Genomic DNA, 24,414 nt, shown 5'->3' on the forward strand with positions numbered 1-24,414 from the left:
ATAAATGAAATTAAAAAATAAAAATGGATTTGATTGTAGTAATAACAATAGAGGTAATGCTCTAAAAGTGGTTTGAAAGAGTTGAATGTCTTTGAAATGATAAATTTTCTATAATTATGTTCCCAAAAAATTCAAGATCTTTTTTGGGATATAATACATTATTTGTAATGAACCTTAACAAAAGCTTTTTATCTGATTTTCTGTGATACCTTCAATTAATCCCAGTTCACTAATCAAAAATTCATATGCGTTATCTAACATCTTCTTTTCGCTTGCATTAAGTGCTTTTTCTTTCTGTATACGCATTAAATCACGCACAACTTCAGCACCTTCTTGCATTTTACCCGTCTTTATTTTATCAGTGTTCAATTTATACCTTTGTTTCCACGTAAGTAATCTATCTGATTCCCCATGTTGAAAAATATCCATTATGTGTGCTAATGTGGTTATATCCGTAACTGGTCGTATATTCGAATTCAATATTCTCCCTGTTGGAATCATTAGTTCCATATTACTAGCCGACATTTTTATAACATAATACTGTTGTTTTTCTCCTGAGATTTCCTTCTCTTCTATGGCTTTAATTATACCTGCTCCCTGCATTGGATAAACAATGTTATCGCCAATTTGAAACAAATAATCCACCTCCATATATGGTAACCTTATCAAGGTTACCACACTTTTAGTTTTTTGTCAAATTTTTTATTTTATCATAAAATCATTTTACGCGTCAACACTTCAGAAGCAAGAAATTAAATTTACACAATACACTATAAAAATCGCAATTCCATTAACGGTTCCACACACATTCATTCTCCTTTAACACAAAAACACATCACTACATTTCAGTAGTAATGTGTTTTTGATAAGGCATAAATAAATATCTACTTTTCCGTCTATATACTAACCTGCTTACTAACCGTTTCCCTCGCTAAAAGAAAACTCATAATCACTTGCGCTGCTACTCTACTCGTCATATCTCTGAAATCAAGAGTTGGATCAATCTCTACTATATCCATCCCTTGAACGAGCGGTTCTTTACCAAGGAATTCAATCGCATCTAGTAAAGTCGTACTATCCATTCCACCAGGCCCAATTGCTGGACAACCTGGTGCAAACGCTTGGTCTAGCACATCCATATCAAGAGAAATATAAATAGAAGTCACACCTTGATTTCTTAATACTTCAATACTTTCCGTGATAATATCTTTTATTTCTCGCTCTCGTACGTCTTTCATTGTATACACTGTTACACCATGCTCTATTGCATATTCATGGTACGCACGTGCATTAGAAAAATTACGAATTCCAATTTGAACAAGTTGTTTCCCTGCAATGACATCATTTTCTAGTAAACTACGGAATGGTGTACCATTTGATGGGCCTCCATCATCTAAATTACGTAAATCATGATGAGCATCAAATTGAATAATTCCGACCTTTCCTTTACTGTTTGCAAAACCTGTTATACTCGGAAAACTAATCGAGTGGTCACCGCCAAGAACGATTGGTATCATGTTCGGGTTTACTTTCGTTACATGCCCAACTGTTTTCGCAATTCGTTTATGACTTTCTTTTATATCCGTCACATGCATCGTAATATCGCCGCAATCATATAAGACACTTTCTTTCATATCGTGTTCTTCTGTAATTGCATATGTGCTATATGCATCTAACATCGCACGAATTGTCTTTGGAGCAAAACTTGCTCCTGAATGACTAATAGATGGTTTAGAAAGGGGTGCTCCAATTAAGGCAGCACCGAATATTTCTACGCCTTCCTCCCAAACTTTAATCATCTCACTCCATTTTGTCACTTCACGATCAATAAACTTTGCATTTTTCTTTAAATAGTGGCCGTGCTCCACGATTGTTCACCTCTTGTATATGCAATATTACCATTCTTCCATACTGTATTCACATGACTTACGCCGTAATGATACGGTACGTAAGCATAATTGTAAGCATCCCATAAAACTAAATCTGCCTTACGACCAACTCTAATTTTCCCAGCTACATCACCGCGGTTAATGGCATATGATGAGTTAACCGTTACGGCATTCCAAACTTCTTCTGGTGTCATTTTCAGTTTTAGCATCGCAATGCTCATAATAAGCTGAATATTTTCAGTTGGACAGCTACCTGGGTTAAAGTCTGTAGCTAACGCAACTGCAACACCTTCATCAATCATTTTACGACCACGAGCAAAGCTTTCTTTATTTAAATAGAAAGTTGTTCCTGGTAATAATGTTGCTACTGTACTCGAGTTTGCAAGCATTTCAATCCCTTTATCAGAAGCGCCAACTAAATGGTCCGCTGATGCCGCACCGATTTCTGCCGCTGCTTCCGCACCACCAAGAGGGTCGATTTCATCTGCATGAATTTTCACATCAAAGCCAAGCTCTTTCGCTTTTAATAAAAACTCTTTTGACTCTTCGACAGAGAACACACCTGTTTCACAGAAAATATCAACGAACTCCGCTAATTGCTTCTCTTTCATTTCTGGTAGTAGGTCTAACATCCATTGTAAAAATTCTTTCGATTTACCTTTATACTCTTTCGGAACTGCATGAGCACCTAAAAATGTTGAAACTAAATCGATCGGATGCTCTTTTTGTAATTGTGCTGTTGCCTCTAATTGTTTCCATTCCGTCTCATCATCTAATCCGTAACCACTCTTCGCTTCTACAGTAGTAACTCCGAAAGATAGCATACGGTCTAAATGGAATTTCGCTTTTTGAACAAGTTCTTCTTTCGACGCCTGTTTCGTTGCATTTACAGTTGAAAGAATACCGCCGCCTTTTTCCAAAATTTCTAAGTACGGAACTCCTTGTAATTTTAGTGCGATTTCATTTTCACGAGATCCACCAAATACAAGATGAGTATGCGGATCAACAAGACCAGGAGAAACCATTTTCCCGCCGCAATCAATAACTTCTTTCGCCTGAAGTCCTTTCGCTTCTTCCACTGTTCCAACGAAAGTGATTACACCATTTTCAATTCCAACCGCACCGTTTTCGATAACAGGAAGCGTGTTCATCGCTTCCCGTCTTAACAAGCCATCTTCTTGATCCATTGTTAGTAATTGACCGATATTTATTAGTAAAGTGTCCAGCATGTTTTCTCCTCCTTATTTCATCATTGGAATGTTAACGCCTTTTTCTTTCGCAGTTTCCACTGCCAAGTCATATCCTGCATCCACGTGACGAACAACACCCATACCAGGGTCAGAAGTTAATACACGCTCAATACGTTTTGCTGCTGCTTCTGTTCCATCTGCAACGATAACCATTCCAGCGTGAAGTGAATATCCCATACCAACGCCGCCACCGTGGTGAACAGACACCCAGCTTGCACCGTTTACACTATTAATTAATGCATTTAAAATTGGCCAATCTGCTACTGCATCACTACCGTCTTTCATCGCTTCTGTTTCACGGTTTGGAGATGCTACTGATCCACAATCTAAATGGTCACGACCGATAACGATTGGTGCTGATAATTCACCATTTGCAACCATTTCATTAATGATGCGCCCAAATTTCGCACGCTCACCGTAACCTAACCAACAAATACGTGATGGAAGTCCTTGGAACTCAACTTGCTCACGAGCCATACGAATCCAGTTACATAAATGTTCATTATCAGCGAACTCACGTAAAATTACTTCGTCTGTTTTATAAATATCTTCTGGATCACCAGAAAGTGCCACCCAGCGGAATGGTCCTTTTCCTTCACAGAATAATGGACGAATAAATGCAGGAACGAATCCTGGGAAATCGAAAGCATTTTTCAAACCTTCATCGAAAGCAACTTGGCGAATATTATTTCCATAATCAAATGTAATTGCGCCTTTTTCTTGCATCGCAAGCATTGCTTCCACATGTTTTGTCATACTTTCTTTTGATAATTGTACGTAACGTTCTGGATTTTCTTCACGAAGTTTCGCTGCTTCTTCTAACGTGTAACCTACTGGAATATAACCGTTTAATGGATCATGAGCAGATGTTTGATCCGTAACTAAATCTGGCGTAATATTACGCTTCACTAGTTCTGGTAAAATCTCTGCCGCATTTCCTAACAAGCCAATTGAAATTGGTTCTTTCTTCTCTTTATACTCGTTCGCAACAGTTAATGCTTCTTCTAATGATTCTGTGTACATGTCACAATATCTCTTTTCAATACGACGATCGATACTACGCTTATCTACATCAATAGCAATGACAACACCGCCATTCATCGTTACAGCAAGAGGTTGTGCACCACCCATACCACCTAAGCCAGCAGTAAGTGTTAATGTACCTTTTAATGAACCATCGAAATGTTGACGAGCCGCTTCACCAAATGTTTCATATGTTCCTTGTAGAATCCCTTGCGTTCCAATGTAAATCCAGCTACCAGCTGTCATTTGTCCGTACATCATAAGACCTTTTTTCTCTAGTTCTCGGAAGTGATCCCAGTTTGCCCATTTCGGTACTAAGTTTGAGTTCGCTAACAGAACGCGAGGTGCATCTTCATGTGATTTAAAAATGGCAACTGGTTTTCCTGATTGAACAAGTAACGTTTCATCACTTTCTAACGTTTTTAATGAATCTACAATCGCCTGATAGCTTTCCCAGTTACGAGCTGCACGGCCAATTCCGCCATATACAACTAATTCTTCTGGTTTTTCAGCAACTTCAGGATCTAAATTGTTCATTAACATACGAAGTGCAGCTTCTTGCACCCATCCTTTCGTTTGTAACTCTGTACCTCTTGGCGCGCGAATTGTTTGTTGTACTTTTTCCATTTCAATCTCTCCCTTTTCTCATTTTATAGTGCTGCGTTTACATCTAATCTTTCTTTTATCGAATAATTCGTTTTTAACCAATGCGCAATATTTTCAATATCTGTTGAGAATATACGGTCATTTTTAATAGATGGCACCTGCTGACGACCTTGGTGGTAGAAGCTCTTCGTCACTGTACTCATGTTTTCAATTCCGCGATATTCTGCTGCTTGCATTGCACAAATCATCTCAATAGAAAGAACACGTCTTGCATTTTGAATAATTTGATGTGCATGGCGTGAAGCAATTGTTCCCATACTTACATGATCTTCTTGGTTAGCAGAAGACGGAATTGAATCTACACTCGCCGGATGTGCTAACGTTTTATTTTCAGAAACAAGCGACGCTGCAGCATATTGCATAATCATTGCACCTGACTGTAGTCCTGGTTCTGGACTTAAAAATGGTGGTAAATCATTTAATTGCGGGTTTACTAAACGCTCAATACGGCGCTCCGAAATATTTGCAAGTTCCGCCATTCCTACTTTTAAGAAGTCCATCGCAAACGCAATCGGTTGACCATGGAAGTTACCACCTGAAATTACTTTTTCTCCGCCATCAAAAATTAGCGGATTATCTGTTGCTGCATTCATTTCAATTTCTAATTTTTCTTTTACATAATTTAAAACTTGCCAAGAAGCACCGTGTACTTGCGGGATACAACGAAGTGAATAGGCATCCTGCACTCGTAATTCTCCTTGTTTTGTTGTTAATTTACTATCGTGAAGGATGTCACGAATTCTGCTCGCTACTTCCACTTGCTCTTTATAACCACGTGCTTTATGAACATTTTCATCAAATGCATCAATAATGCCTTGTAACCCTTCAATTGTCATCGAAGCAATTAGTTCAGCTTGATACGCCGTTGCTTCTGCTTCTATATAAGAAAGAACTCCTTGTGCTGTCATCGCCTGCGTACCATTAATTAACGCAAGACCTTCTTTCGCTTCAAGTTCAATTGGCTCAAGCCCTTCTTCTGTAAGAGCAACCATTGCATGAACGCGTTTCCCCTTATAGAACACTTCACCTTCGCCTAATAATACGAGCGCAAGATGAGATAAAGGTGCTAAATCGCCACTTGCACCAAGTGAGCCTTGTTGCGGAACGACTGGATGAATTTTACGGTTTACAAACTCAAGAAGCATATTTACAACGAGCGGCCTTACGCCTGATACTCCTTTAAGCATTGTGTTCGCTCGTAAAATTAACATTCCGCGTGATACTTCTTCCGGGAATGGATCACCAATCCCGCATGCATGTGACTGAATTAAATTATGTTGAAGTGCCTTTACATCATCTTTTTGGATAAGCACATCACTAAACTTTCCAAATCCAGTTGTAATACCGTAAACGACTTTTCCGTCCTCTACAATTTTCTCAACTACTTCGCGGCACTCCGCTACCTTTTGCATACTAGTTGGACAAGCTGTTACACCTTCTCCTTCCAGTAATAACTTCTTCATTTCTTCAACTGTCAATGTATGTCCTGTTAACGTAATCATCATTTTTCCTCCTTAAAAAGGCAAAAGGGGACCTTATCTTTTTTAAGACAGACTTCTGTCCTAAAAAAGTAAGGCCCCCTTCTAACTAATAGACTATGGGCAAATCATATGTGATTAATTCCTAAACCAATCGCCTCATGCTCAGATCCTTTTACAGGTGCACCAATCGTTCCATATAATGCAACAGCAACCCATTCGCCTTCTTTTTTTCCGTCGTATGGTGTACCGCGCACAATCGCAAAACGAAGTCCTACTGTACGAAGAACGTCTGCTAACTGAATTTGACCTCTCGTCACTCCGTACAAAGCTTCCATAATTGCATGATAAAGTGCATGTGTTTCTCTGTAAACGTCTGTTTCAATAACTTGGTTGCTTTTAGCCGCTGTTTCCATTGCTGCGACAACCTTTTGCGAATTCATCGAACCCACTTTCCCCGTACAATACTTCCAACCTTTTGGAATGGATAATACAGGACTTTCATTCTCATCCGCAAGTGCCAACAGCATGGCCATACGACCAATTCGATGTGTTCCTTGAAGAAGCATGTGACTCTCTCATTTCTTTTGAATTATTTGAATATTACTTAATTTAAGAATATATGAAAACGTTTAAATCGTCAATAGTTTAAAATCATATTCAAACATTTTTTTCATCCCCATAATTTTGTGTACACAAATGATTTACACAAAATTTCCAAGCATGCTATAGTCTCACTAACAGATGCAAAGGGGCGAAATTTCAGTGACAAAACAAAAAGATATTCATTTTCGAATTGAAGAGAAATTACTTAAAAGGTTTGAATCAGCACTCCATTACGAAGGTTTAAAGAAAACAGATATATTAACACATGCAATCCAACAATTTTGCACAAAGGTGGAATGTGACAAAATGAATGATGTAAAACGTCAGTATAACGTTAGCAACCATTTACAAACACGCATCGACACACATACACATTACGAAGAAAAACACGTAGATTTAGATAAGATCGTCATTGAACATTTACAACTTCAAGGGGAAGAAAATATATTAGAGGTTGGGTGCGCTAGTGGAAAATTCCTTTCCCTTTTACAAACAAATGGTCATAAAGGCACATTAACCGGGTTTGATCAATCCGAAGCTATGCTTGCTGAAGCTGCTAAAACAAATAACTTAATAGAATGGAAACGAGGGGATGCTAGTAAACTTCCTTTCGAAACAAATTGTTATGACCTAATAATTGCAAGACATATGTTATACCATGTGAAAGATGTTGAAAAAACAGTTCAAGGCTTTTATAAAGTCATTCGTCCTGGCGGAACACTTTTAGCTACAACAAATTCTAAAGTTTCATTACCTCGTATAGTTGAAATGTGTAACAACATGCTTGACGCATTTGATCTACCGAAAACATCACCAGCAGTCTCTCCATTTTGTTTAGAAAATGGTAAAGTGATAGTAGCATCTGCTTTTCCAACGGTTGAAGAAACAGTTATTCATAATGCGCTCGTTTTTCATCACGCTACCTCAATAGTAAGCTATATTTCCAGCATGTTTCCATCGCTAAATATACCCGATAATATGTATCTTCAAGCCGAGATGAAAGAATGGCTAACAAAAGAAATCAACAAGGAATTATCTCTCCATAACGGTATATGGCGCGATCCAAAAACGTTAGTAATTTATCGGTGTAAAAAAGAAAAAAGCTAGCATTTGCTAGCTTTTACACGTTTTCTCGTAAAAGTTTCTCCATTACTACATTGCCTTTACCACAATAAAAATCTGTATTATGTTCGTCTGCCACTCCAAAATAAGAGGCAATTGCTATTCCAAATGGTACAAATGCATGCCCTTGTGCTGTAATGATATTTGAGTGTTGCACAACTTCTTCATACACGAAATTTTCTACTGGAAAACAATCGAATTTTTGATAATCTATAGTCGCAGTATAAGAAATCCCTTTAAATAACCCTGCTTTTGCTAGTGCATACGGTCCAGCACAAATTGCTGCCACTAATTTTTCTTGTTCATGAAATTGACGAATGATTGAAAAAAGAGGTTTTGCATCTTTCAACTGTACTTCTTCTCCACCTGGAATAAGTATCCCCTCATACTCATCTACACGTACTTCACTTACTTCTATATGCGGCTGCACTTGCAATCCAGTTTCACTTATAACCAATTCTTTAGTTAAGCCCGCTGTAATGATTTCATATTTATTTTTCAGCAATGCCGTCGCTACTGTTATTTCAAACTCTGCAAATGTTGAGTATACAAATAAAAGTATTTTTTTCATAGCCCTCTCTCCTTTAACCAGTTCATAAAATATACCTCTAAATCGTCCACTGTTAATCTATTCGTGTCCACATAATTTACAGGAAATTGTTTATACCAGTCTTTTTCAGTTTCTACTAATTTAAATTGCTCCTCAAACGTACTTCTGTTTCTTGTTCTATCATTATTTTTTCTATCATATACATTCTTTTTCGTAACATCTAAGTAAAAAATCACATCCGAACGGCATGCTCTTAATTTATATAATTCATCTTTCAATTCAGTTTCTATATCCCACTCTTCTCCTATAATCGTTGGATAAAAGAGTGTAAAAAACTCAATGTCTTCTGGTCCGCGATCAAAAATTACGACTGAATCTTTCACATTTTGAAACTCCTTTATTTTTGCTTCCATAAACATTTTTTGATTCATAATAAACCCTACTTTTGAATTCATATCTAAATTCAATTTTTTTCGCTTCTCTACAATTGGATATGGATTTTCATATATAACTCGAAACCCTCTCTTTTCTAACCTTTTTGCTAATGTTGTTTTTCCGCTAGCCATCGGCCCTTGCAGTGAAATTACGTATGCCACGCCTCTCATTCCCTTACACTTTAGTACACCTATAATATACAGAATCTTGAAAACTCTCAACATTATATATATCATCTTGTTTCTTATTCTTATCTAACTTATAATGAAAAATAGAGATTATGACGGACGCATCAATAATGTAAGCTTGGAAATCCAAGCTTACATTATTTTTTGCTTTCCCTTTTCTAATAAAAAGAGTATACTAGATTAGAACGTATGTTCTTAATAATTACATACAGTAAGGAGATAGAACAATGGTATACGACACAAAAGCAATTTCTTGGAATGAATCTTTAAAACAACTTCAACGCCGCTATACAAACAAACAAGTTGACCGAAAAGAATTTGAGGATATTGAACTGATGGAATTCTTCCGCGATAACGACTACATTTCTTTACCTACACATATAAGCGGCCTATCAAAAACACGTTTTACTTCTTACTCTATTTTCACAACTGAAGATAAAGATCGTAAAGTTGGCACACTTATTATTGAGTATGTTGAAGACGATAATAATAATTTATGTGTTGAACAACTATACTTCGTTTAAACTATAACGCTTGGTCAAAATGACCAAGCGTTCTTGCTTTCTATGAATCTCACTGTATATAATATGAATAAAAGAAAACCGCTATCATTAAGGGGGGATATGCTTGCTCGAAGGATGGTTCAGTTGGTTCATTGTATTATGGACGGTTATTTTGTTAGGGCTTATGTCTATCGGTGGATATTTTATGTTCAGAAAATTCCTGAAACGATTACCAAAAGAAGACGGCATGTCCATTTTGGATTGGGAAGAACACTACATAAATAAAACGAGACATTTATGGGCTGATGAACAAAAACAATTGTTAGAAGAGCTTGTAAGTCCTGTTCCAGAACTATTTCGTGATGTTGCAAAATCAAAGATTGCTGGAAAAATTGGGGAACTTGCATTACAAGAAAATGCCTCTCAAATTACACAAGACTTAATTATTAAGGGATATATCATTGCCACACCAAAGCGTGATCATAAATTTTTAATAAAAAAACTACAAGAAAAAAAGATTGATTATTCTAACTATCAATCTTTACTAACAAAATACCCCTCATGAAAAAAAGATTGCTAACTTATAGCAATCTTTTTTAACTTACAGTTACAGATTTTACGGCTGTTAATCTAGCTTCTGCTAAATCTATTTGCAAACCGACCGCACTCGTATAAATCGTATCGCCTGTACCTGTAATGTTGACTTGTGTAGATGTCGTATTTGGTGCAATTGATCCTGTTGCATTTACATTTGTAATATCAAATTCAGCTCTCGCATTTGCATTTGTAGTTGTCCCCGAAAAATTCCGATCTGCAAAACTACCAATTGTATTTAAATTCCCGTTAATATCATTCACTTGCCCTCTAAAAAAGTTCCCCGATGGATTATTCGGTCCCGTTAATGTCACAGAGTTCAATTGAAAGTTATCACCTGTAAAATTTGGATCACCATTCACCGCCATTACAAAAGCTCTTGCTGTCACCGTCCCTGTAGCCGGTGTGAAAAATCCAGAAAGTATTTGTGGTGTACCTGATAATAAAAAACCTGGGAATAAACTCACATTTCTCATCGGGTATGAGGAATCACGATATACAACAATCAACGACCATCCTGCACCATAACCAACTGGCTGACGCGTAGGTAATCTTGTTACGCTATATCTACCTGCTGCTCGATTAGGTAACCCTTGTAGTAAAGATGTAACGTCTGCCGCTCTGTTATATACATTGGCTATAAAAGGTAAATTCGTCCCTTCTGATGACCATGCCGAATTAATTGTCACTTGTGTACTCGTTCCATCAGGCGTAACTAGATTTGGAGGATTCGCATCAACAACAGCAGTTGTAACAGCCGTATCCAATCCACCTGACCAAACAAGTAATGCAAAATCCACAACCGCCGTAGCTGGAACAATAGTAGTTGACGGATTTAATTCAGCCCATGATCCATCTAATGTCCAATCATTTGTCGTACCTCCAAATGTATTTGGATCAGTTGATGAGGGTACTCCTCCAAAAGTTAAGTCAGTATTTAATGTAATAAGTGCATTGTAAGCAAAATTTGTATTTGCAGTACCACGCATTCCTATCGTATTGCCTGTGTGCATCATAAATAAGTTATCATTTTTACCGTAAGCTTGAACAAAAGCCAATAGAACTCACTCCTATTAGGATAAAAATTTTTATTAACTTTTCCTATTATTTCAACTTACAGTTACTGATTTTGTAGCTGTTAAACGTGCCTCTGCTAAATCTATTTGCAAACCAACAGCACCAGCGTAAATATAATCGAATGTATTTGGGATATTAACCGTAGTAGAAGTGGATGCAGCTGTTAATACGCCATTTGCAGGTACATTTGTCACATCAAATTCCGCACGACGGTTAGTCGCAGAAGTACCAATTGGCATATTTCTATCCCCAAAACTTCCAACTGTATCTAAATTTCCTAAATAATTATTTACCTGTGAAGCAAAAAAGTTGTTTATTAAATTATTAGGTCCTGAAAGTCCAGTACCATTTAAGTTAAATCTATCACCTGTCGCATCTGTATCACCATTAATTGCCATTGTAAATACACGAGCAGTAACCGGCGATACAGCTGGAGTGATGAAATTTGAAATCGTCGCTGTCTCACCCAATGTAGAAATAAGTAAACCAGTATATAAACTAACATTCCTGACAGGATATAAATTATCACGATACACAACAACTAATGCCCATCCTACCCCTGTCCCTTGCGCTGGTGGATTTGCCGTTGGTATTCTCTCTACAAAATAATCTCCTGTTGCTCGGTTCGAAAGTCCCTGTAAAATACTTGTTACATTTGCAGCACGTGTATAAATGGTACCTTGAAATGTGCCGCTCGATCTAGTCTCTCCCCATGTTGGAACACTCGTAATTGTATGGATAACTCCATCTGGCGTTTGAAGAGTAGGCATATTATTATTTACCACTGTCTCTGTCACAGTTGCACTCAATGTTCCTTGCCATACTAGCATTGCAAAGTCTACAGTTGCTGTTGCTGGTACATCTGTTAATGAAGGATTAAGCCTTGCCCAAGAACCATTTAATGTCCAATCATTTGTCGTTCCTGCAAAAGTTAATGGATCTGCCGAAGAAGGAACTCCTGCAAAACTTAAACTTGTATCTCTTGTTATTAATGCATTGTACTGATAAGCCGTCGCTGTTGTAATACCACGCATACCAACTGTATTCCCTGTGTGTGCCATAAATAAAGAGTCCGTTTTCGTATATGTTTGTACAAAAGCCAATAATTCCACTTCCCTTCCATATAAAATAAATATTTATTCGCTATTTCATTTAATGCGAACAAGGAAAAAAAGTTACATTTGTATACGTAACGCAAAGAATAATTTAGGCAAAAAAAAAGCCTTTGCCTATTCCTATCCATATAAATTTGAATAGGATGCAATGACGAATTTATTTTATACTAATATTTTCACATAGTATTGTTTCTGGATGATTAAAATAATACTGTTTGTAAATATTCTATTCCTTGACCGGATTGAAATTTATACAGAAAGGACGAATCGAATGGCAATAGCAACAATAGGAAGTCGTTTAACCTATACAATCGTTGTCCAAAATACCGGAACACTTCCTGCCCAAAACGTTACATTTACAGACCCTATACCTGCTGGCACCACTTTTGTTCCAAACAGTGTAACTGTTAATAGTACTCCAACAGCCGGCGATCCTTCAACTGGAATTCCTATTAATAATATTCCTGCTGGTGGTTCTGTTACAATTACTTTTCAAGTAGATGTAACAAGTATTCCTACCCCACCTGTCGCCAGTAACGTAGCATCATTTGGATACGAATTTCAACCTGCACCTAACGCACCCACTATCACACGTACAACAACAAGCAATATAGTTGATACAGATATTTTCACAGCTAATGTCGCATTAACAAAAGCAGTAGATAAAACAATTGCTACGATCGGTGATACAATTACGTATACAATTACTGCTACAAATGAGGCTCCATTAGCCGCTAATAATGTTATCATTACAGACACACCTCCTGCCGGCACATCGTTCGTACCGGGTAGCGTTACAGTGAATGGTACTCCTACTACGGATAATCCTGCTACTGGAATAAATGTAGGAACGATTGCTGCAAACGGGAATGCTACAATTACGTTTCAAGTTCGAGTTAATACTCTCCCTACACCAAACCCTATTCCAAATAGTGCAACTTCAAGCTTTCAATATAATCCACCAAACCAACCACCAATTAACAGAAACTCTACAAGTAATATAGTCGAAACACAAATTAATGCTCCTATCATTAATCCGGCTAAAAGTGCAAACCAACAAATTGTGAATATCGGTGACATCATTACGTATACGATTACTGTCCCAAATAACGGTAATATTTCAGCAACAAATGTTTCTATCACCGATCCTATCCCTACTGGCACCACTTTTATTCCAAACAGTGTTACAGTTAATGGAGCGACACAATCTGGTGTAACACCAACAAATATTCCGCTAGGTACGATTCCTGCTGGTCAAACTACAACTGTCACATTTCAAGTTCAAGTCACTTCTCTTCCGGCTAACGGAACGATTACTAACGAAGCAAATATAACATTTACATCGCAACCAAACCCGTCTGAACCCCCAACGACAACTACGACAACACCACCTCCAACAACTACTTCTGTACAAACTGCAATTGTAAATCCAACAAAAACTGCTAGTCCACAAATTGCTGATATTGGTGATATTATTACGTATACAATTACTGTACCGAATACAGGAAACATCGCTGCGACGAACGTTATTGTAACTGATCCAATTCCAAATGGCACTACATTTATTCCGAATAGCGTCACAATTAACGGCACTTCACAACCAGGTGTAAATCCTGCTGGCGGTATACAAATCGGCACAATCGCTGCTGGTGCAAATGCTATAGTTACATTCCAAGTTCAAGTTACCTCTCTCCCAGAGAATGGCTTAATCCGAAATATCGGAACCACAACATTTACGTATCAACCCGATCCAACAAAACCACCTATTACAACAACAACCCCTACACCACCTACTACTACTCCTGTTAATACCGCTATTACAAATCCTGTTAAAACGGTGGATAAAACTGCTGTTGATATCGGTGATATTATTACGTATACGATTACATTTACTAATGATGGTACAATCCCTGCTACGAATGTAGTTTTTAATGATACAATTCCTGCTGGGACAACATTCATTCCAAATAGCGTAGTCTTAAATAATGCTCCCGTTCCAAATTCAAATCCAGCACTAGGAATTCCAGTTGGAACAATTAATCCTGGTGAAACGAAAACACTCTCGTTCCAAGTTCTTGTTACACAAGTACCTGCTGGCGGTGTTATTACAAACGAAGCTTCAACGACATATACGTATCAGCCAGATCCAACAAGGCCTCCTGTTACAACAACTGAACCGACAGCACCTACTACAGTCACTGTTAATACCGCTACGGTTAATCCTACAAAATCTGCTAATCGTACTTTTGTTGACATTGGTGATATTATTACGTATACAATTAGTTTACAAAATAACGGCACTGTTTCCTCAACGAATATTGTACTAACCGATCCTATTCCAAACGGTACAACATTTATTCCAAATAGCGTCACGATTGATGGTGTCTCACAACCTAACAGTAATCCTGAAAACGGTATATCAATCGGCACTTTAATTCCAAATCAGGCAAAAACAATTACATTCCAAGTTCAAGTTACAAGTGTGCCACCAAATGGCCTTATAGAAAATCAGGGTATTGTATCATTTAATCATATTGTTAATCCAAATGAACCTCCTGTTACAAAAACGACCCCAACTCCTAAAACAGAAACTCAAGTTGGCACTGTTGTTACTACGCCTACAAAATCTGCAGACAAACAAGTTGCTGATATAGGAGATACAATTACCTATACGGTAACTTTTACAAATAATGGGACAGTTCCAGCTACAAATGTAGTCGTTACAGACCCTACACCTAACGGGACTATTTTCGTTCCAAATAGCGTTACGATTGATGGCGTTTCAAATCCTGGCTCCGATCCAGAACTCGGAATACAACTTGGTACTATTTCTGTCGGGGAAACAAAAACAATCACCTACCAAGTTGTCGTTACAAATTTACCACCTGACGGGATAATTAGAAACCAAGCATCCTTCACTTATCAATATCAACCGAATCCGAGTGAGCCTCCCGTTACAACAACTACTACGACTCCAAGTGTGAACATCCCAATTAACAATCCAAATCCGACGACTACAAAATCTGCCAATCGACAAATTGCCGATATAGGAGATACGATTACTTTTACTGTAACATTCCAAAATAGAGGAACTGTACCCGCTACAAACGTTATCGTAAAAGATACACTTCCATCTGGTGTTTCATTCGTTCCAGGTAGCGTTGTTGTGAATGGAACATCAGAACTTGGAGAAAATTCCGAAATTGGTATACCAGTTGGCACTGTAAATCCTGGTCAAAGTATTACAATTACGTTCCAAGGTGTAGTAAATAGCATCCCGTCCGGGGGAATCATTAGAAATCAAGCAAATATAACATTCACATATGAGCCAAATCCGAATGAACCTCCTGTTACGACAACTATTACAACTTCTGAAACAGAAACGGCAGTTAATACTGCAACACTAAATCCACAAAAAACAGCAGATCTTTCCTTTGTTGCATTAAATGATATCATTACCTATACGCTCTCATTTCAAAACACCGGTACTGTCCCTGCTACGAATATAACAGTAGTGGATTCTATCCCTACTGGTACTATATTAGTTCCAGACAGTGTTACGATTAATGGTATTCCTCAACCAGGATCGAATCCAGCATCTGGAATTTCACTTGGAACTTTAGCACCATCCGAACGAGCGACCATTACTTTCCAAGTACGAGTAGTAAACATCCCTGCTAGTGGAGAAATACGCAATCAAGGAAGTGCAACATTTAATTATCAACCAGATCCAAACTTACCTCCAGTCACAAAAACAGAAACGACTCCCGAAACAACGACTCCTATTCAAACTGTAGTCATAAGCCCTACTAAAACCGCAAATCTTACGTTTGCAGAAATTGGTGATATCGTAACTTATACTGTCACTTTTACAAACCAAGGAACTATACCTGCTACAGGTGTAACAGTTACAGACTCTTTGCCACCTGGTACAACTTTTATTACTGATAGTGTTACAGTAAATACTATCCCTCAACCTGGTGTAAGCCCCCTTACAGGCATTTCTGTCGGTACTGTTAACCCTGGGGAAACCGTCACAGTTACGTTCCAAGTACAAATAAATGCTATTCCACCTAACGGGAAAATAGAAAATACGGCAGTTGTAACCTATATTTCTCAACCTAATCCTAGTGAACCACCTATTACAACGACGGAAACAACTCCTACTGTTACTTTACCGGTTCATACCGCTAACCCGAATCCGCAAAAAACAGTAGACCGTGAGTTTGCAAGTATTGGTGATACACTCACTTACACAATCACCCTTCAAAATTCTGGTAATATACCTGCAACTGATGTCATTATTACAGATTCTATCCCTACTGGAACTACATTTATTCCTGAAAGCATTACGATTAACAGTATTTCACAACCTGACTTAACCCCTGAAACAGGAATTCCAGTTGGCACACTAAACCCTAGACAAATAGTAGCTGTTACTTTAGAAGTACAAGTAACTGCTCTACCACCAAATGGTATTATCTCAAATGAAGCAAATGTCACTTACACATCTCAACCAGACCCTACTCTTCCGCCTATTACAACAACCACACCTACTCCAATTGCACAAACAATTGTACAAAATGCAGAGTTAGAGTCAACTAAAACAGTAGATTTATCAGTTGCTAACATTGGAGATGCACTCACGTATACAATCACTCTTGAAAACATCGGAAATATTCCTATGACAAATGTATCTGTCATTGATCCACCACCAGTAGGTACACAATTTATTGTGGATTCCGTTACAGTAAATGGTATTTCACAACCAGGTATTGATCCAAGTATTGGAATATCTATCGGTACAATACAACCGAATCAAATAGTAACCATCACATTCCAAGTAACGATTACAAATATACCGCCTAACGGGGTTGTTACAAATGTTGGTTCAGTCAACTTTACATCTCAGCCTAATCCAAATGAACCTCCTATTACAGAAACAGAGACAACACCACCAGTTAATACTGAAATCATTAATAGTATTATTAATCCATCGAAAACAGCTGATCGAAACAACGTTGATATAGGTGATATTATTACGTACACCGTTACCTTCCAAAACTTACAAACTGTACAACTGACAGACATCGTTTTTACAGACCCCATCCCAACAGGAACTACTTTCATTCCAAATAGCGTTACAATTAATGGTGTACCAACTAGTAATCTTGACCCAGCTCTTGGCATCCCTCTGGGCACATTAAACCCTAGTCAATCAGTTGTTTTAACATTCCAAGTTCGCGTTGTTTCCATACCACCTAACGGAATTATTGTAAATGAAGCTACTATCACCTACACATTCCAACCTAATCCTGGAGAACCACCAGTAACAGTAACTACTCCAACGCCTCCTACTACTACAAATGTCAACACAGCAACAACGAATCCTACAAAATCCGCTGATAAAGTATTTGCTTTATTAGGTGACACAATCACTTATACAATCTCCTTACAAAATACAGGAACTGTCCCTGCCACGAATGTACTTGTAACCGATCCTATTCCAGCTGGTACTACTTTCATTCCAAATAGTGTAATGATTAATGACGTGCCACAACCAGGTACCGTCCCTAGTTCTGGAATTCTTATCGGTACATTAGAACCTAACACCTCGGCCGTCGTAACTTTCCAAGTACAAGTAACATCGATACCGCCGACAGGTTTTATTGAAAATCAAGGGACAGTTTCATTCCAATACCAGCCAGATCCTACTAGACCACCTATATCTATTACTACGCCTACACCTACTACAAAGACCCAAGTAAGTGAAGTGACTACTAACCCTAACAAACAAGCATCCCCTCAAGTTATTAATCTTGGTGATACTGTCACTTATACAGTTACGTTCCAAAATGTCGGAAATATAAATGCGACAGATGTGATTATTACAGACCCTACTCCAAGTGGTACTACTTTTATTCCCAACAGCGTTACGATAAATGGTATTTCTTCACCTGGAGCAAATCCAAATAGTGGTGTAAATATCGGTACTGTAACTCCAGGGCAAATTGTTACATTAACTTATCAGGTTACTGTAACTACACTCCCGCCAGACGGTATTATTAAAAACACTGCAACTGTCACTTACACATTCCAGCCAAACCCTAGCGAACCCCCTATTACCATTACAGATCCTACTCCAACTGTTGAAGTATCCGTTATTACACCTACACCTAACCCAAATAAACTAGCAGACAAACAAATTGTAGATATAAATGAAATCATAACGTATACCGTAACCTTCCAAAATCGTGGATCAGTCCCTGCAACTTCCGTTATAATTACCGATCCATTAGTAAATGGGCTAACATTTGTTCCAGGTACCGTTATAATAAATGGTATTCTGGATCTTGGAGCAAATCCTGTAGCGGGTATACCTGTAGGTACAGTCAATCCGAACGATACAATTACGGTTCAATTCCAAGCAAGAGTAACAAGTGTACCACCTGGTGGTATCATTCGAAATCAAGCAACTGTTACTTTCACATATGAACCAGTTCCTGGTGAACCTCCTATTACCATTACAGACCCTACTCCAATTAACACAACGAATGTAAATACAGCTATATTAAATCCACAAAAAAGAGCTACGCCGGAAACAGTTACACTAGGTGATATTATTACGTATACGATTTCACTCCAAAATACAGGTACCATTCCTGCTAATAATATTGTTGTAACTGATACAATTCCTGTCGGTACTTCGTTCATTGAAGATAGTGTTACTATTAACAATGTGCCGCAACCAACCGCAAATCCATCCACAGGCATTCCTATTTCAACACTTGCTCCTTCTGAATCCGCAACGATTTCTTTCCGTGTCCTAGTTACTTCAATTCCACCAAGCGGAGAAATTCAAAACCAAGGTAACGTTTCCTTCCAGTATCAACCTGATCCTACTAAGCCACCTGTATCCGTTACTACACCTACTCCTACTACAATTACCCCTGTAAACGTTGGGACTATCAATCCGATAAAAACCGCTGATAAATCCATCGTTTCAGTAGGTGATACGATTACATTTACTATCACATTCCAAAATGAAGGTACGATTCCTGTCACTGACATTTCTGTTACAGACTCACTTCCTGTCGGCACATCATTCATTCCAAATAGTGTCACAATTAATAACATTCCCGTTCCAAACGCAAATCCATCCACAGGCATTTTAGTCGGAACTCTTAATCCAACAGAATCCGTAACTATTTCATTCCAAGCACAGGTTGTTACACTTCCAGCTAATAGAATAATTACAAATATCGCGTCCATTACGTATACTTCTCAACCTGATCCTACTAGACCACCTATCACAACAACGACAACAACACCACCAATTACGATAGAAGTAAACCCTAATGAGCCAAACACATTTATTAAGACCGCAAATGTAAATCGTGTAGAACTCGGTGACTTCATCACATATACACTTACCTTTACTAACAATGGCGCTACTCATGCAAATAATGTACTCATTACTGATTCACTGCCTCCCGAAGTTACTTTCTATCCGAATTCAGTAACAGTAAACGGAGTAATACGTCCTGGAACTAACCCAACTATCGGTATTATTATTGGAACTGTTAATCCAGGTGAATCCGTTGTTGTTCGGTTTATCGTTCAAGTAACAGCAGAGCCACGAGACGGTCTCATTCGCAATACCGCTCGCATTCGCTATTACACTACGACCTGACCCTACTAAACCACCAATTTCCGTTGACGAAACTTCAGACCCAAACATCATTACGTTTATCGGTCCATTCGTATCACCAAATTTAAATTGTTTTTTTGATGGCACACGGTTTATACGCCGAGGCTGGGACAGTGAGTGTTAGCACTATAAATAAAAAGACAGCGTCAAAAACGCTGTCTTTTTATTTGGTACATATACAGTTTTTAAGTTAGCTTCATATCTTTTTCATTATAAAAACCATCTTCTTTTTCCATTTCCTTCTGTAATTTCGTAAAGGAACGATACATTGCAATTCTCCATGACACAATCATCGCAAACGCAAGTAAGAAGAACATGCCACTAAGTTGTCCTAAATCAAGAGATTGACTTAAGTAGGTTTTAAATACAATCCGCACTACAAGTAATCCAATTAATATGAAAACAAAGGCTTTTGAACGCTTCAAATAAATCTCTTGTCCTCTAATTTCAAATTTAGATGTTTTAATAAGAAAAATAGAGAAAATCAAACCGACACCAATTGCTTCTAACATTTCTGCTGGAGTTAATCGAAATTCAGGAAAAACATACATCAATGCACCCGTACTCATAAAAAATGGTGGAAGTATAATTTTTTTCAATGTTGCAGGTTTCTTAGCTGCTTTTAAACGAATAAACATCGCACCGACAGCCATACAAACAGCAACGATACTTGATAAAAGAACTATGTTCATATTTTCTCATCCTTTTTTGTGGCTATATGCAAAATATACTTTCATTATATGCTTTTCCGTTAGTATTTCCAACATTTTCGCAGAATAATACTAAAAACCAGTAAAACCACCAAATAAACTTGAGAAATATACGATAATTTTCGTCATCCAGTTAAAGTATAGGAAGACACCCATAACAATCATAATATATCCTCCGACTTTCATGAAGGCCATACTATTTCTTTTAATCCAAGACATTTTCGTAATAAAGAATGACAGTACGAAAAACGGGATTGCAAATCCAAGTATGTAAGCAATCATATATATCATTGCTGATTCTGGATTTGTTGCTGCTAATCCAATTACAGACACTAGAATTGGTCCGGTACATGGCGTCCATCCTGCTGCAAAAGCTAATCCTATTAGTACTGATCCAAAATAGCCACTTGGACGATTTTTAAATGTAAATTTACGGTCTTGCATTAAAAATTTCGGCTTAAACACCCCGACAATAATTAAGCCGAACACGATGATAAATATACCACCTAACTGTCTGATTAAATCTTTATAGTCAGTAAAGATTCCTCCAATAAAACTTGTACCAAATCCAATTGCAATAAATATAATTGAAAATCCAAGTAAGAAAAACGCTGTATGTATCATACTTCTTTTGCGAAGCATTGCATTTTCTTCTTTCAATTCAGAAACCGACATACCTGTTATGTACGATAAAAATGCCGGGTAAAGCGGTAAGCAACATGGGGAAATAAATGATAAGAACCCGGCGCCAAACGCTAAAAAAATACTAATATCTTGCATCATTCCACTCCTCTCCCTAAATATTGTAACAAAAACACATAAAAATACTATGAACAATTCGTGAAATCACTTTTACAACGTGGCAATAAGAAAAACCGCACTTCCTCACAGTTTCTAATAAAACGTTTTCATTTCCTTCTATTATATAGAAAAAAACCAAATGGATTATAAAACTCCTTTAATTGTTATTACCATAACAAAGGTAACATAGTTTCTCAAATAATTAGCACGTTACTAGTACGTCTATATACATATTGGTTTAAAAAATATTTTTTTCAAATGCTATCTCTATACAATGCAAAGTTTATTTTATAATACTTCTACTATTAAAAATTTCAAGATTATGCATAAATATCATACTTTTATTATTATTCTATAAAATGTCATACTTTTCTTTCATTTGACCCTTTATTTCTAATTTTGTATACTTCCCTCTAGTTATATATTTTCGATACGGAATAACTTCATATAGATGGGAGGAATTTTTCATGCTTCGTTATTCTCTTTTAGTTTTATTAGGAGCGTGTAGTTATGGAATTTTAGCTATTTTTGTTAAGCTTGCATATGCAGAAGGATTTTCACTTGGAGAGGTAATTGGCAGCCAATATTTGTTCGGTTGGATTATTTTGCTTGCTATTACACTTCTATTTTCTAGACATCGCGTTCCTTTAAAGCAAGCATTACTTTTATTCGTTGCAGGAACATCTGCAAGTTTTACCGGAATTTTTTATTATGCTTCATTAAAAACTGTACCAGCTTCTATTGCAATTATTCTTTTATTCCAATTCGTTTGGGTCGGAATTATCATTGAAGCAGTCGCAACAAAAACATTACCTTCAAGAGAAAAAGTTATTTCTGTTATTTTCTTACTTGTAGGGACATTTTTATCAAGTGGTTTACTTGAACAATCAGTAGGTGCTTTCGATACGACTGGGGTCATTTTAGGTTTATTATCTGCTGTTACATTCGCAACATACATTTTCGTAAGCGGAAAAGTTGCTGTTGAAGTACCTTCATTACCGCGCGGTGTTCTCTTAATGACTGGTGCTTTAACTTTAGTCATGATTGTATTCCCACCAACATTTATTTTTAATGGTGCCATTTCTCAAGGTCTTTGGAAATACGGTTTAGGATTAGGAACATTTAGTATCGTTATTCCATCTATTGCCTTTACAATCGGGATTCCAAAAATCGGTTCTGGCTTAGCGACTATTCTTGGTGCAGCGGAACTACCAGTTACAACAATTATGTCAGTATTCGTTTTAAAAGAGGCTGTACTATCTTCACAATGGTTCGGTGTATCACTTATTTTAATTGGGATTGCAATCCCGCAAATTGCATACGCAATGCGTGGACGTTATCGTAAACATCATACGCATAAAAAAGTCGCAGCATAAAGTGAAACTTTAATTAGTTGAACCAATCGGACTGCCCATTAATACAGGATAAACGAGAGAGGATTTTCATTTGAGAATCCTCTCTTTTATTGTTGTATACTTATGATAAATATTTTGCTGAAGAAAGAAGGCATACTACATGGTATCTATTTCAAATCAACTAAAAGAAAAACTTATTTCCATCCGTCGACATTTACATGAGTATCCAGAACTATCATATGAAGAGTTCGAAACAACAAAAGCAATAAAAAATTGGTTAGAAGAAAAAAACATTACTATCATTGATTCCAATTTAGAAACAGGAATTATCGCTGAAGTGTCTGGTAATAAAAACGGACCAATTGTAGCAGTTCGTGCTGATATTGATGCCCTTCCTATTCAAGAAGAAACACAATTGTCCTATGCATCTAAAGTACGAGGGAAAATGCATGCTTGTGGACACGATTTTCATACAGCTGCCATTTTAGGTACTGCTTTCTTATTAAAAGAAAGAGAATCTTCCCTAAATGGAACGGTTCGCTTCATATTCCAACCAGGTGAAGAAAGTAGTAATGGCGCTTGCAAAGTTATTGATGCTGGACATTTACGTAATGTGCAAGCGATTTTCGGCATGCATAATAAACCTGATTTACCAGTAGGTACAATTGGCATTAAAGATGGTCCACTGATGGCCGGAGTTGATCGATTTGAAATTGAAATTCACGGAGTTGGTACACACGCGGCTGTACCAGATGCTGGAGTAGATCCTATTGTCGCATCCTCTCAAATTGTGATGGCACTGCAAACAATTGTAAGCCGAAATATAAGTTCATCTCAAAATGCAGTTGTGAGTGTTACAAATATCCATGCAGGAAATACGTGGAACGTGATTCCTGAAAAAGCTACGTTAGAAGGAACGATTCGCACATTCCAAGCTGAAACACGTGAAAAGATTCCAGCACTCATGGAGCGTATTATTAAAGGTGTATCTGATGCATTAGGTGTAAAAACGAAATTCCGTTTTTATTCAGGTCCTCCTGCTGTTCACAACGATAAAGCTCTTACAGACTTATCTACTCAAGTTGCCACAAAGATGAATCTTAATATCATCTCGCCTAGTCCGTCAATGGCTGGAGAAGATTTCTCATTTTACCAACAGGAAATACCAGGTTCATTCGTCTTTATGGGAACGAGTGGTACACATGAATGGCATCATCCTGCTTTTACAATTAATGAAGAGGCACTGCCTATAAGTGCAGAATACTTTGCTTTACTAGCCGAAAGAGCACTTAAACAATTCTCATAAAAAAAGCCGTTCAAAGTGCATCTCAGCACCCTGAA

18 protein-coding genes and 1 pseudogene are annotated in these 24,414 nt (G+C 37.4%); 6 read left to right on the forward strand and 13 right to left on the reverse strand.

From position 1 onward, the window contains the following. Positions 1-174: 174 nt before the first annotated feature. From NST86_RS18430 to hutP, 6 genes are all read right to left on the reverse strand, one after another. On the reverse strand, positions 175-636 hold the full coding sequence (locus NST86_RS18430) for a CarD family transcriptional regulator (protein ID WP_227593179.1): 462 nt from the start codon (positions 634-636) through the stop codon (positions 175-177). Positions 637-896: 260 nt separating this feature from the next. Continuing rightward, positions 897-1,868: a formimidoylglutamase gene (gene hutG / locus NST86_RS18435; protein ID WP_061663269.1), complete on the reverse strand. Its 972-nt coding sequence runs from the start codon at positions 1,866-1,868 to the stop codon at positions 897-899. Beyond that, positions 1,847-3,118, reverse strand: coding sequence for an imidazolonepropionase (gene hutI, locus NST86_RS18440; protein ID WP_016118465.1), 1,272 nt, complete (start codon positions 3,116-3,118; stop codon positions 1,847-1,849). Before hutI ends, hutG begins: the two co-directional genes overlap by 22 nt. A gap of 12 nt (positions 3,119-3,130) precedes the next feature. Next, positions 3,131-4,789 (reverse strand): urocanate hydratase, encoded by a 1,659-nt coding sequence (gene hutU, locus NST86_RS18445; RefSeq protein WP_000416947.1) that lies wholly within the window; start codon positions 4,787-4,789, stop codon positions 3,131-3,133. A gap of 23 nt (positions 4,790-4,812) precedes the next feature. Beyond that, on the reverse strand, positions 4,813-6,330 hold the full coding sequence (hutH, locus tag NST86_RS18450) for a histidine ammonia-lyase (protein ID WP_030027194.1): 1,518 nt from the start codon (positions 6,328-6,330) through the stop codon (positions 4,813-4,815). A gap of 104 nt (positions 6,331-6,434) precedes the next feature. Then, positions 6,435-6,875: a hut operon transcriptional regulator HutP gene (hutP, locus tag NST86_RS18455; protein ID WP_000926516.1), complete on the reverse strand. Its 441-nt coding sequence runs from the start codon at positions 6,873-6,875 to the stop codon at positions 6,435-6,437. 196 nt (positions 6,876-7,071) lie between these two features. Here hutP and NST86_RS18460 point away from each other — a divergent pair, with 196 nt between their 5' ends. After that, positions 7,072-8,019 (forward strand): class I SAM-dependent methyltransferase, encoded by a 948-nt coding sequence (locus NST86_RS18460; protein ID WP_227593178.1) that lies wholly within the window; start codon positions 7,072-7,074, stop codon positions 8,017-8,019. Positions 8,020-8,032: 13 nt separating this feature from the next. Here NST86_RS18460 and NST86_RS18465 read toward each other — a convergent pair whose 3' ends face one another. Both NST86_RS18465 and NST86_RS18470 read right to left on the reverse strand, forming a co-directional pair. Next, entirely contained in the window at positions 8,033-8,605 is a 573-nt protein-coding gene (locus NST86_RS18465; protein WP_044795299.1) for a DJ-1/PfpI family protein, read from the reverse strand. Beyond that, a complete protein-coding gene (locus NST86_RS18470) occupies positions 8,602-9,189 on the reverse strand; it encodes an AAA family ATPase (protein WP_044795300.1) in 588 nt (195 codons plus the stop codon). Before NST86_RS18470 ends, NST86_RS18465 begins: the two co-directional genes overlap by 4 nt. A gap of 245 nt (positions 9,190-9,434) precedes the next feature. Here NST86_RS18470 and NST86_RS18475 point away from each other — a divergent pair, with 245 nt between their 5' ends. Further along, the gene (locus NST86_RS18475) at positions 9,435-9,731 is read left to right on the forward strand and encodes a hypothetical protein (protein ID WP_000262400.1); all 297 of its coding nucleotides are present in this window, start codon (positions 9,435-9,437) and stop codon (positions 9,729-9,731) included. A 103-nt stretch (positions 9,732-9,834) separates the two neighbouring features. Further along, complete coding sequence (locus NST86_RS18480; protein WP_000889372.1) at positions 9,835-10,275, forward strand: DUF2621 domain-containing protein; 441 nt, start codon at positions 9,835-9,837, stop codon at positions 10,273-10,275. A gap of 31 nt (positions 10,276-10,306) precedes the next feature. Here NST86_RS18480 and NST86_RS18485 read toward each other — a convergent pair whose 3' ends face one another. Together NST86_RS18485 and NST86_RS18490 are read right to left on the reverse strand one after the other, a co-directional pair. After that, positions 10,307-11,362: a hypothetical protein gene (locus tag NST86_RS18485; RefSeq protein ID WP_016118468.1), complete on the reverse strand. Its 1,056-nt coding sequence runs from the start codon at positions 11,360-11,362 to the stop codon at positions 10,307-10,309. 51 nt (positions 11,363-11,413) lie between these two features. Then, positions 11,414-12,484, reverse strand: a complete 1,071-nt coding sequence (locus tag NST86_RS18490; RefSeq protein WP_000896239.1) for a hypothetical protein — start codon at positions 12,482-12,484, stop codon at positions 11,414-11,416. 283 nt (positions 12,485-12,767) lie between these two features. On the opposite strand from NST86_RS18490, the pseudogene NST86_RS18495 reads away from it, so the two are divergent. After that, positions 12,768-20,331: pseudogene (locus NST86_RS18495) on the forward strand (DUF7619 domain-containing protein). 61 nt (positions 20,332-20,392) lie between these two features. On the opposite strand, the gene NST86_RS18500 reads toward NST86_RS18495, so the two are convergent. From NST86_RS18500 to NST86_RS18510, 3 genes are all read right to left on the reverse strand, one after another. Beyond that, positions 20,393-20,899 (reverse strand): CcdC family protein, encoded by a 507-nt coding sequence (locus tag NST86_RS18500; RefSeq protein WP_001028440.1) that lies wholly within the window; start codon positions 20,897-20,899, stop codon positions 20,393-20,395. A 90-nt stretch (positions 20,900-20,989) separates the two neighbouring features. Then, complete coding sequence (gene ccdA, locus NST86_RS18505; RefSeq protein WP_001152676.1) at positions 20,990-21,697, reverse strand: cytochrome c-type biogenesis protein CcdA; 708 nt, start codon at positions 21,695-21,697, stop codon at positions 20,990-20,992. A 16-nt stretch (positions 21,698-21,713) separates the two neighbouring features. After that, the gene (locus tag NST86_RS18510) at positions 21,714-21,863 is read right to left on the reverse strand and encodes a peptidase T (RefSeq protein WP_080008939.1); all 150 of its coding nucleotides are present in this window, start codon (positions 21,861-21,863) and stop codon (positions 21,714-21,716) included. 322 nt (positions 21,864-22,185) lie between these two features. Here NST86_RS18510 and NST86_RS18515 point away from each other — a divergent pair, with 322 nt between their 5' ends. Both NST86_RS18515 and NST86_RS18520 read left to right on the forward strand, forming a co-directional pair. Continuing rightward, complete coding sequence (locus NST86_RS18515) at positions 22,186-23,094, forward strand: EamA family transporter (protein WP_000947046.1); 909 nt, start codon at positions 22,186-22,188, stop codon at positions 23,092-23,094. A 139-nt stretch (positions 23,095-23,233) separates the two neighbouring features. Further along, entirely contained in the window at positions 23,234-24,379 is a 1,146-nt protein-coding gene (locus NST86_RS18520; protein WP_044795302.1) for a M20 peptidase aminoacylase family protein, read from the forward strand. Positions 24,380-24,414 lie beyond the last annotated feature (35 nt).

The organism is Bacillus sp. FSL L8-0199, from assembly GCF_038005705.1.
In the GTDB taxonomy this organism is placed as follows: Bacteria; Bacillota; Bacilli; order Bacillales; family Bacillaceae_G; genus Bacillus_A; species Bacillus_A cereus.